The following is an 11,015-nucleotide window of genomic DNA, read 5'->3' as shown; positions in this document are numbered from 1 at the left end:
AGAGAAGAGAATAAGACATTGAAAGCTTGGAAGGAAAAAGCCTTGAATTGGATTGATAAGAATATGGAGAAGATGAAGCAAATATCATTTTTTCAATACGTCGGTGGGATTCGCAAGCAATCCAAACGCCAAGAACAAGACTTAGAACGGTAAAAAGGAGACATGAAGTTGAGCAAAATTAAAACGACACTCTTACTTATTGCTTTTGCAGTTGTAGCTGGTTACGATATTTATTTATTGTTGACTGCTTATCACTATGGCTTTTCTGGTTAGTAAATATAGTCAAATCCATATAAAAAAAGCTATTTCAATCGTATTGGCATCGGAGTGAAATAGCTTTTTTTATTTTACATTCAAGAGTGTTCTGGTTCGTCATGGATATCTTTATATGTGAAGTATATCACAAACTTTTTTAGTTGTGAAGATAAAAATCAAAATTTGTATGACAAGTTTTGATTTTAACATAAAATTCCGTTGTATAAGGACATTTGTATACTGTAAAATATTTGTATGAACATAAAAAGATAAAATGAATACAAGGTTGATCGCTCTTAGAATGATCAACCTTTATTTGTTTTGCTATTAAAAGCAAATGGGTGAGGGGAATATTGGAGTCTCATAAAGTGATCTTAAAAGAAGCTTTAACCGTTGAGATTGAAAAAGAGAGAAAATGTTTGATTGAAACGGCATTTAAAGAGGGGTTTACAAGTAATAACACGGTAGAGATTAGTCAATTTATTGATGAGATGTTAAATGAATTAGAAAAGATTAAATAGAGCTATTAAAAGCAAAAAAGCAACCTCGGCATTGGCCAATGAACGAGGTTGCTTTTTTTGTAAGGGTTTGTTCATACGTATTCGAAGTATGAAACATAAGTAGATTACCATGTTCTGTAATTAATGACTGTTTTTAATGTGTTGCTACATATACAAAATAAAAGAGCAACCTCTGTAGTGGACGGGAGGTTGCTCAAAAATAGGGTTACGTTGAAATTTGTAAAAAATAGTCTGACTTTTAATGTATCATATTTGTATACAAAATCAATTATTTGAAACGTTCCGTATATGTATAAAAGGATTATGTGCCAAAAGAAGAGTTAGATAAGGCGAATGAGAAGGTTCACGAATTAAGAAAAGAGAATAAGACATTGAAAGCTTGGAAGGAAAAAGCCTTGAATTGGATTGATAAGAATGTGGAGAAAATGAAACAGATTTCGTTCTTTCAACATGTTGGGGGAATTTACAAGCGTAATAAGCGTAGGGATCAAGAAATGGAAAGATAATAAGATTAATTAATATGCAATTTAGCTAAGAACAGCAAGAATAAGAGCAATTTGGGTGACCAGCATCTCTTTTAGACTAGAATCAATACATGTAGAGTGTTGATCCAGTAACAATAATAGTTCTCTGTTGAATAAGAAAAATTCATTTCTGGTTAACATAATATTTTTCCTCCTTTTTAACATTTTTTATTAGCATAAAAAAGCTATCTAATTTCTATGAGCATTGGCTTTACATAGAAATTAGATAGCTTTTTTAAAAGGTTCAAACATATAACAAATAACAAAAAGATAACTGCAAATTAATAGTATCATCTCATGTCTATAAAGAGTACATTTTTCCGTCATAGGGTCAAAGCATTGCTAGATCTAAAAGAAGAAATAAAAAACGCTTAAATAATCATACTCATTGTTTTTTTTATTTCATATCAGTTGATGATGGGTATTGTTCAGAGAGAATTAAATCATCTTCTACAAGAATATAAGGGTGTGTTTCCATTAAAATATTTCTCAGGTATTCTGGCATTCTCTCACTTTTATATGCACAAATTAATGGAAATGATAGTTGGTTTACAGCGTTATCCACTATCTTTTCGAAATCTTCGATTAGATGCAAAGGGTCTTCCATACTACTCCATTCTACATGTGCCCATGATCTGAAAGAAATTCCTTTTTCTAAATAAGGTTGTACGGTTTTGTTGAAGTAATCGTGAATTGCGGGAGGATGATAACTACCACTTGAATAATAGAAATCGAAATTATTAATACGGTGTATCATTTTCATTTGATCTGTGGTCAATAGTGTTTTTAGTTCATTATGAATGAGAGGATATAAACGGTCATTTTCAATAAGAATAATACAATCTCCAGAAAGAATTCCATCTTGGATATAACTTACGATTTGTTTTATATAGTTTTCTGACTCGTTATAGGAATACAGTACATGAACACTCTTTTGGTCTTCAAATAACTGATTCATTTTATTTTTGCACACATAATCCCTTCTTTCTTCTATCTTTCTAATTATACTGGGATTATGTAAGTTGAATACAGTGGTAAATTTTTTATTTATACTTTATCAGAGCGTAACATATGAATAAAACGTGCACTTTTTATACATCCGCCTCCCACTTGGGTATCGAGTAAACGTAGTCATATCAAGGATGTATAAAAAGTTGCATAAAGAAGAAAAGAGAACCTCATCGGAACCCTTATTCCTAAAGGGTTCTCTTTTTTGATGTCTTCCGGAAAGAGTGATTATGTTAACTAAGAATGTATAGAATATACAATTTAAAATAGAGAAAGCTACTGGCCAGCAAGTGCCAGTAGCTTCCTTATTATCGTAAATAGGATGATTATGATTTATTATATTCAAATTAATTATAAGTGTTTGGACAAGCGTTGATATTCTAAAAAGATTAGTTAACTTTAATTAATATAGTGGAACTATACAAACAGAAAAACTCCCTCAATGCGTGTTAAGGAAGTTTTCTGTGTAAAATTCGAATAAGAAAATCCGTAGATGCCTTACGGCGTCTTGGGTAGTTTTCTCAAATGATAAAAACATATTCAATTTTGAAAGCAAAAAAACCACTGGACCTAAACAGTGGTTTTTTGTTCGTTCAATGCAGAAAATGAACAAAACATATTGCATATACAATGTTTTGTCATTGTTCGATAGTATACCATGACAATTAGGTTCTATAAGGGTTGATACATTTATGTATAGAAAATGAAACATCTTGTAGCATTGTTGAAACATTGTTTATTAAAAAATAGGATCAATTTTGTTTTAAGCTAAGGTTGTTACTTCTGATAAACTACATTATGTTAACTAAAAATGTATACGATATACAGTGTGAAAACAGAGAAACCACCGGGCCTAATCAGTGGTTTCTCTGTTCTCGTAAGGAAACTGGAGAGTTAGCATTATGATGCCTCACGGCGTCTTGTGTAGTTTGCTCACTATATAAAACAATATTCATGATGGAAAAGTTTCTTAATGATAGCCCATACTATTTTCTTAAATTATGACACTTAGAGACACTGCCATTTTAGTAGCATATTAGCTACCTTACAGCATATTAGGAGGTGGCATATTAGGAGGTGGTATATTAGGAGGTGGCATATTAGCTGCTCCCATATTAGTTGCTTGCATATTAGTTGGTGGACAATTACAGTCATTATTGGAAGAGGATTTATGTTTTTTTGTGCGATGATGATGTTTACCAGGAGGTTTAGGAGGCATGTTTAATCACCCCTTTCTTTGATTACATTTTACTGCTCTTTATTTAAGATTCAAGCACCCACATCGATCCATTCCAGCGGTACCATCTCTGTGTAGGGGTCCACCACAAGCGATAATATTGTCTAGTATTATCGAAGTAGTAATAGCTTCCTGTATAGGCTCCAAAATTATTTACATAGTACCAGATGCCGTTAGTTGATATAAATTGGTTTGTCTGGCGTATGCCATTATTATAGTAATACCATGTTCCACTGTCTTCATCTAATACCCAGCCATTTTTTGGAGTAATATCGATTCCCGTGACATTAAACATCGTCCAATTACAAGTTCCACCATTCTGCCAATAAGGACTGGCAAAAGGGTTATTAGGGTCAAATTTAGAGTTAGGTTTAAAGCGGGCAAGATGAACATGGGGTCCAGTTGTTATTGCTGAATTGTCTACCGTCCCAAGAGGAGTTCCTACTTGTACTGTGGAACCCACAGTTAAGTTACTACTAGGGAGAACGTGAACATATGAAGTGAAGTACCCATCAGCACCTCTAACTATTACTTCATTAGCCTGTCCACAATTTGGATTTGGTTGGTTATTTCTATCAACTCGGTTATTTTGATCAAATTTAGTTGAAGAGATGAATTTACTAAAACAATTGGAATTTCTTTCAATGAATACTACTGTGCCACCCTCTACGGCAAAAACTTGAGATCCATATTGAATACCATCAAATCCTATATCTCTGGCACTAGAAATCACTTGATTGTTAAATGTACCCCCATGACAACCTTGATACATTCTAACTGTTTGTGTGGTATTAAAGGGAGTACGTTGATATTGATACGGCAATTATTTTCACCTCCTTTCTAGCATAAGAACACTACATTCTATGAAAAAAATTTACGTGTGCTTGTCCTTTTGTCCTAAAAGCAAAAAATAAAAGGGATTTTTCAACTACTAAAATTTGTTTCAGTGAAAAAATAGCAAAAAAAAAAATAAACATCCCCTGATCGGAATGCGATTTGGCAGTATAAAGGGCAGGCTGGATCAGCTAACACAGGAAACTTTATGAATATTATTAATGAAAAAAGTACAACTAATACTAAGAATGGTAGTATATTTAGCCAAAACATTGCTGGTAATTTATAATTGAAAAAGAGTGTTTTTTTTTCTTTTCTTTATATACATATAAGCTATTTTTTACACAAGGTACGAGTTGCATAAAAAATTTCGGCAGGTTTGGATCTCTAGCCAAGCCGACATACCGAAAACGAAGGATATAGGGGAATCGGCTTGTTTTAGCAAGTATACCTGCCGAATCGCCTGTTCAGTTGTCTAAAATAATCACTTTCACTCTAGTACTAGCAACACTTTTAAAAAAATAAGAAGCCAGCCTCTACCCCAAAACAAAGGGGGAAATAAGCTGCATTGTCAATGGTAAGCGGACCGTAGGGAGCATTAAGGAATTGACAATGTCTCTAAACCTGAACCCTCTTGGCACTCAAACAATCAGGTTTGCAATTGACAGCTTGTGTAAAAGCAGGAAATATCATTTTGCATTTGAATACTAGTACTATACTTTTAAAACGGAAGTGGAGGCTAGTACGATGCTGGTAAAAAAGATGTTAAATGGAATTATGATGAAAGAAATCACAATTAAAGAATTAGCTGATCAGTATGATGTAAGTACTCGTACCATCCAATTAAGAATTAAGAAACTAGGATATGAATGGGATAGTAAGCAAAGTATTTATCGTTATGTTGGGGAAGAGCCAGAACCTTTAGAAGTTGATTTTAATACTCTTATTTCTAAAACTAATAAAATGCCAGCAGAACAAAAGCAAACTACTAGTGAAATAGCAGCTAGTATTAGTCACGTGAATGAAAGTGAAAGTAATAGCGCTAGTTTTCCGAAAGCTAGTACGAATGCTAGCAAAGTAGATGCAATTGATATCTTACTTCAGAATCCAAAAGACCGTTCTAAAAGAATATATAGAGGATTTTATTTTGATGACGACGTTTTAAGTATTATTGATCGAGTTCCTAGAAGTTATAAATCTGAATTGGTGAACGAAGCTTTGAGAAAAGTATTTAAAGAAAAAGGGTTATTAGACTAAAAAACTCACCTACATTTTAGGTGAGTTTTCTTGTTTATTTTACAAATAGGGTTTGCAAAAATGTAGGATTTGGTAGAAAATTAGACATAAGAAAAAGCCCTCAAGTTTTCGACGACTCCGAGGACTTTCTCTAAAAAATATTAAGAAGGGATTAACCTTCAACTACATAACTTTATAAATGTATTCTAACACAATTAGGTTAGTTCCTTCCACTACTAAATGGAGGAATTTAAAAATGCAAAAAGCATTGCAAGAAGCCGAAAAAAAAGCTAGATTACGAGAAATTGAAAACGGTAAAGTTCTAAGTGAAGAAGAATTAAACTATGCAAACGAACTTCAAGCCAAAGCTAATTCAAAGGGAATGAAGTTGGTTCCGGAAAGAAAAATTAAGAATAAAGTGAGGTTTGTACAGTTGATTCAAGAAAATATTTTATATTTAAGAGATATAAAATACTTAACTACTGCAGAGAAAAACTTTTTAATGGATTTAGTTCCTAATGTTGAATTTTCTTCTAACTGTATAGTTAATGATTCTAGACAAGTTAACTCACTTCCCGTTACTCAAAGTGATCTTGCAGAAATATTAGGAAAAAAGAAACAAAATGTAAATCCGATTATAAAAGGGTTGATTGATAAAGGTATTTTAGCAAGATCAGAAAGCGGAATAGAAGATAATAATGTCAGGGCATATGCTTTATTTATTAACCCTCACATTATGTTTTCTGGAGATAAAGACAATATAAATGGAACATTAAAAGCTATGTTTAGAAAAACACCTAAAGAATTAAAGAATCTACCTATTAGATTATTTTAAGAACCTGTAATAAGGTTCTTTTTTTGTATTTTCGTAGTAATGATTTTTCATTACCAAAGTAATGATTTTTCATTACTACGGAATTAGACTAAAACCCTTTAGTATCAAGTGTTAAAGCCATGTTTAAAAAGTCTTCTCTTCTCACTCTATATTAAATAGCAATTCGCTTATAGAATTGCAAGGGTCTTTTTATACTTTTTTCGTTAGAAAAAAACATATTAAAATGTCTTGAACTTAATACATATGAAAAACCATTATAGCTATTTTCCATACAAGGTTCGAGTAGTATTTTTTAAGAAAATCACTTAAAAAATCTCCACTCTTTTCTCCTTGTATTTCAAATTTCGGCAGGAATAGTTATATCGCCAAGCCGAACATACCCAAAACGAAGTTAAAGATGCTCGGCTTGCGACGGCCATTATACCTGCCGAACCGCCAGAGCAACTGTCCAAAATTCTACTCTTTTTCATAACATATCTACACTATTTTTAAAGCCAGCCTCACACCCCAAAACGAAGGCGGCCACGTGATTCTAAAATATAAGTCTAAATCATCTTTTAAAAGGAACTTTTCTTTTATATATCGAATGACATATCATAGGACATAGCAGGAGGTTGTGCGATATGTCAGGTGACACAAAGAAGCAACAAAAGGTTTATACAGCAAGGGAAGTCGCTACCCTTTTAGCGATACAGAACACTACTGTTCGTAAGTATTCTCAGCTGCTTGAAAAAGCAGGGTACCATATCCATAAAAATGAGTTGGGCCACAGAGGTTTTTTTGATAAGGATGTAATCATTTTACGTAAGATTAGAGAGCTGATAAAGCACCCTGATATGTCACTGGATCAGGCTATAAATGCAGTAACATCAACGGTTGACGAAGGCGCTGTGTCAGACCGTGACACAGCGGAATTAGTTACATATCAGGGGACACAACAGTATGAACAGTTACTAAAACAATTTGAAGATTTTAAAGAAGAGCAAATGAAATTCAATCAAGAATTGTTGAAACAAATTCAACAAAGGGATGAATACATTTCAAAGAAATTAGAAAATAGAGATCGTGATCTTTTAGATGCCGTTAGAGGAATGCAAGAAACTCAAAAACTTATTGCTGCCAGTGAAGAAAAGAAAAAGAAGTGGTGGGAATTTTGGAAATAAAAAAGGACTGCTAAGTACTTAGCAGTCCTTTTTTATTTAGATGGTTTGTTTACGGTAATATCTTATCTCTACTTTAATTATAACCCTATTTGAAAATTATTTATAGACTGTTTTTCCATTCATGTCCGGCCTTATACTGTTATACGCAAGTCAAAAAGTATAAAGGGTGTGGCTATATGAATGAGAAGAAAAATGTCTTAGATCCTGGTCCGTTTTTCCATGGTACTAAAGCAGAACTAAAAATTGGAGACCTTCTTGAACCATTGTATTTATCTAATTATCAGGATAAAAAATCTAACCATATCTATTTTACTGGAACATTAAATGCTGCTAAATGGGGTGCTGAATTAGCAAGATCTAATTCAAAAGAGAGAATTTACATTGTAGAACCATTAGGCGATTTTGAAAATGATCCAAATTTAACTGACAAAAAGTTCCCTGGAAATCCAACACGTTCTTATAGATCTAAATCTCCCTTGAAAATAGTAGCTGAATTAGGTTCATGGGAAAGACATTCGGATGAAGAAATCAATCATATGCTTACATCTTTAAAAAAGTTAAGTGAAGAAGGAAAGAATGTAATATACGATTGATTCTCATATGAGAGATAATATCTTGATTCCTGGAGTAAACATATAGCATACCTACAATGAAGGCCGCCTTATAAACGGATAGATAATAGGCGGCCTTTGTTATGACTATGACTTTAAGGAGGAAACCTTTATTAATAAAAATAGAAGTTTTCTACTGGTGGCTGTCGTCATTAATATTGCTATATGGATTTTTGTTCAAGAACAAATAACAAATGCCAAAGTTGAACAGCCTATTCTATCCCTTGATCAACCTACGATATGCAAATGAACGATAAGTACTTTAAAAGCAAAAGGTTATAACTCTTGCTTTTTATTTTTTAAGACGGCCAAGCTGTTATAGCTTATGTTTCAGTAATTCTGGACTGATAATTGATATTTTTGTTATTCCAAGGAGACATTATAAATGATTTATTCAACTGGAGGTCTATTGGAATGACAAAACATCCAAGAATGTGGTTATGGTGTATGATGCTTGTACCTTGGCTTAGTGTACCTTTTCTAGGTGAGAGATCGATAAAGCGATTTTTTGCAGCTAGTTTATTCATAACTTTATTGATTCGATTAGAAAGTTACATCGCTGAAAAAAGAAAATGGTGGTGGTTTTATGAACGATTGTTTCCGAAAGCTCGAGGAGAAACACCACTCTTATGGGGCCAGTATTTGATTGGATCTATGTGGATTTTAAAATATACGTATGGTCACTTTCTAAAATTCTTACTTGTGAATTTCTTTACGGATTTGTTTTTTATCTTTCCTTTTTCAGATTTTCTGAAAAAGCTAGGACTCTTTTCGTATGTGCGATTAAGCAGGACTCGAGTGATGATCATATTTTTTGTGAAATCATTACTTTTATACGGTTTTCAATTCATCAAAGAAAATATCACATTTGCTAATGGTGCTGGATTGAAACAGAAGAATTGAGTAGACTGACATATCATCGAATCGAGCTATGAACGCAGTAATAGCAACGATTAACATAAGTGATATGTCAGACCGTGACACGCAAAAATCATCGACATATCATGTGATATAGCTATGGTAACGTAAGTGAATTATATGCGGCCATTGTCAATGGTAAGCGGACCGTAGGGAGCATTAAGGAATTGACAATGTCACTACACCAAGACCCTCTTGGCACTCAAACAACCACGTTTGTTTGACGCCAACCGGCGAGGGAGCCCCCTCAAAAAGTGAGGGGGTTGGGGGAGTTTTTTAGATGGGGTTAAGGGGAAGAGTTCCCCTTACAGGTGGTGGACGGCGTCCACGGTCTTAAAGAAAAAGGGCATCCGTTTAGGATGTCTTTTTTCTTTTTGGCGGAGCCAAACGCAGGGAGGAATCCGACCGCCTACCTCGTAGAGCGCGCTCCCAATTTTATCGAAGATTAAAATTGGTGTAGTGCGTTACACCAAATCTAAAGTTGTGGTATGCTAGACCCAAGTACAGTGGTCGAAATGGGGGATTGAAGGATGGCCAAATATGGGATTATCCGCATGCAAAAGTTCCACAAAGACGCAATATTGGGGATCCAGAAACACAACCAACGAGAAGGCGAGAACAGTAAAAATAAAGACATCGATTCAACCAAAACGATGCTCAACTATGATTTTGTAAACGAGGACAAAATTAAGTACCATGAAGAAATTAAGAAGATGACGGCCACCCGTGTGAAACGAAAAATTCGAAATGATGCAGTCCTGGTGGCAGAGTTCTTTGTATCGGCCAGTCCGGAGTATATGCATGCGATGTCGTCAGACGAGCAACGCAAATATTTTGAAGCATCATTAGATCATATTGCCGGTAAGTATGGTCAGCAGAACATTTTATATGCTGTGGTACATAATGATGAAGCCACGCCACACATGCATGTGGGTTTTGTGCCCATCACGGATGATCGGCGCTTGGCGGCGAAAGAGTACTTCCATGGTAAAACGAAGATACGTAGAATCCAAGATGATTTTCACAACTATATGAACAAACGTGGCTATGACATTGAACGGGGCGAGCCGAGCGAGCTGCAGCATAAGAGTGTTCATGAGTTTAAGAAACAAGAACGTCAAAAAGAGCTAAAGCACTTGCAACAACTAGTGGCTCATAAGGAAAAAGAGCTTAAAGATATGGATAATTTGCTGGATTTAAAAACAGCACCACCCGTTGAGATACGTAGCGAGAGACGTATTGAAGAGTTATGTAGCCAACCTTTTGAAGTAGAGGCGGCCAAGAGTGTCATGGGTTCCAAAGTGAAAGTGGAAGAAGCAGATTTTCATGAGCTTATGAGTCTCACAAAAGAGCTGCAGCAAACATTGGCGGCCGAGCACGAGCGTACCCATGCGTTGAGCCATGAGCTTGATCGTTATGAAAAAGAGAATAAGACATTGAAGCATGATTTAAGTGAAACAAAGCAAGAATTAGAGATATATGTGGCGGATCAAGATGGCCAAGTAGAGAAAGCTAAGAAACAAATGCGCCAGAAGCTTGTCCATGATTTTTCAGCTGAACAAAAGGAAAATGTGAAAGATGAGGTTAAGAGAGAACTAGATACGCAATATAAAGCTCATATAAGCTCTCTCAGCGATGATTTGATGATTGAGAAGCAGAAACATGAAAAAACGAAAAAAGAGCTTGTACAAGTAAATGAAGTGAATGAGAGCTTAACGCAGATGAATCTTGGTTATATAAAGGATTATGTGCCAAAAGAAAAGCTAGACAAGGCGAATGAGCAGGTTCATGAATTAAGAGAAGAGAATAAGACATTGAAAGCTTGGAAGGAAAAAGCCTTGAATTGGATTGATAAGAATATGGAGAAGATGAA

10 protein-coding genes are annotated in these 11,015 nt (G+C 34.5%); 8 read left to right on the top strand and 2 right to left on the bottom strand.

Annotated elements, in window-relative coordinates:
- Positions 1–608: 608 nt before the first annotated feature.
- Together ACFX40_RS27485 and ACFX40_RS27480 are read left to right on the top strand one after the other, a co-directional pair.
- Entirely contained in the window at positions 609–776 is a 168-nt protein-coding gene (locus tag ACFX40_RS27485) for an aspartyl-phosphate phosphatase Spo0E family protein (protein ID WP_047749689.1), read from the top strand.
- A gap of 305 nt (positions 777–1,081) precedes the next feature.
- Positions 1,082–1,282: a hypothetical protein gene (locus ACFX40_RS27480; RefSeq protein WP_377257368.1), complete on the top strand. Its 201-nt coding sequence runs from the start codon at positions 1,082–1,084 to the stop codon at positions 1,280–1,282.
- Between the two features lie 415 nt (positions 1,283–1,697).
- Here ACFX40_RS27480 and ACFX40_RS27475 read toward each other — a convergent pair whose 3' ends face one another.
- Both ACFX40_RS27475 and ACFX40_RS27470 read right to left on the bottom strand, forming a co-directional pair.
- Complete coding sequence (locus tag ACFX40_RS27475) at positions 1,698–2,273, bottom strand: MEDS domain-containing protein (RefSeq protein ID WP_377257365.1); 576 nt, start codon at positions 2,271–2,273, stop codon at positions 1,698–1,700.
- 1,297 nt (positions 2,274–3,570) lie between these two features.
- Positions 3,571–4,368: a M23 family metallopeptidase gene (locus ACFX40_RS27470; RefSeq protein ID WP_377257362.1), complete on the bottom strand. Its 798-nt coding sequence runs from the start codon at positions 4,366–4,368 to the stop codon at positions 3,571–3,573.
- Between the two features lie 758 nt (positions 4,369–5,126).
- On the opposite strand from ACFX40_RS27470, the gene ACFX40_RS27465 reads away from it, so the two are divergent.
- The 6 genes from ACFX40_RS27465 to mobV form a co-directional block, all read left to right on the top strand.
- A complete protein-coding gene (locus tag ACFX40_RS27465) occupies positions 5,127–5,636 on the top strand; it encodes a hypothetical protein (protein WP_377257359.1) in 510 nt (169 codons plus the stop codon).
- A 235-nt stretch (positions 5,637–5,871) separates the two neighbouring features.
- Complete coding sequence (locus tag ACFX40_RS27460) at positions 5,872–6,450, top strand: MarR family transcriptional regulator (RefSeq protein WP_047749693.1); 579 nt, start codon at positions 5,872–5,874, stop codon at positions 6,448–6,450.
- A gap of 623 nt (positions 6,451–7,073) precedes the next feature.
- Positions 7,074–7,613, top strand: coding sequence for a DUF3967 domain-containing protein (locus ACFX40_RS27455; RefSeq protein ID WP_377257356.1), 540 nt, complete (start codon positions 7,074–7,076; stop codon positions 7,611–7,613).
- Positions 7,614–7,789: 176 nt separating this feature from the next.
- The gene (gene arr / locus ACFX40_RS27450) at positions 7,790–8,206 is read left to right on the top strand and encodes an NAD(+)--rifampin ADP-ribosyltransferase (RefSeq protein WP_029320824.1); all 417 of its coding nucleotides are present in this window, start codon (positions 7,790–7,792) and stop codon (positions 8,204–8,206) included.
- A gap of 432 nt (positions 8,207–8,638) precedes the next feature.
- Positions 8,639–9,127, top strand: coding sequence for a hypothetical protein (locus ACFX40_RS27445; protein WP_377257353.1), 489 nt, complete (start codon positions 8,639–8,641; stop codon positions 9,125–9,127).
- A 545-nt stretch (positions 9,128–9,672) separates the two neighbouring features.
- On the top strand, positions 9,673–11,015 hold a 1,343-nt coding region (gene mobV / locus ACFX40_RS27440), incomplete at its 3' end, for a MobV family relaxase (protein ID WP_377257350.1).

It is taken from the genome of Priestia sp. YIM B13552 (genome assembly GCF_042787775.1).
GTDB lineage: Bacteria > Bacillota > Bacilli > Bacillales > Bacillaceae_H > Priestia > Priestia megaterium_E.
Note: the sequence above shows the minus strand (reverse complement) of the source record. Positions and strands in the feature narration are given on the sequence as shown.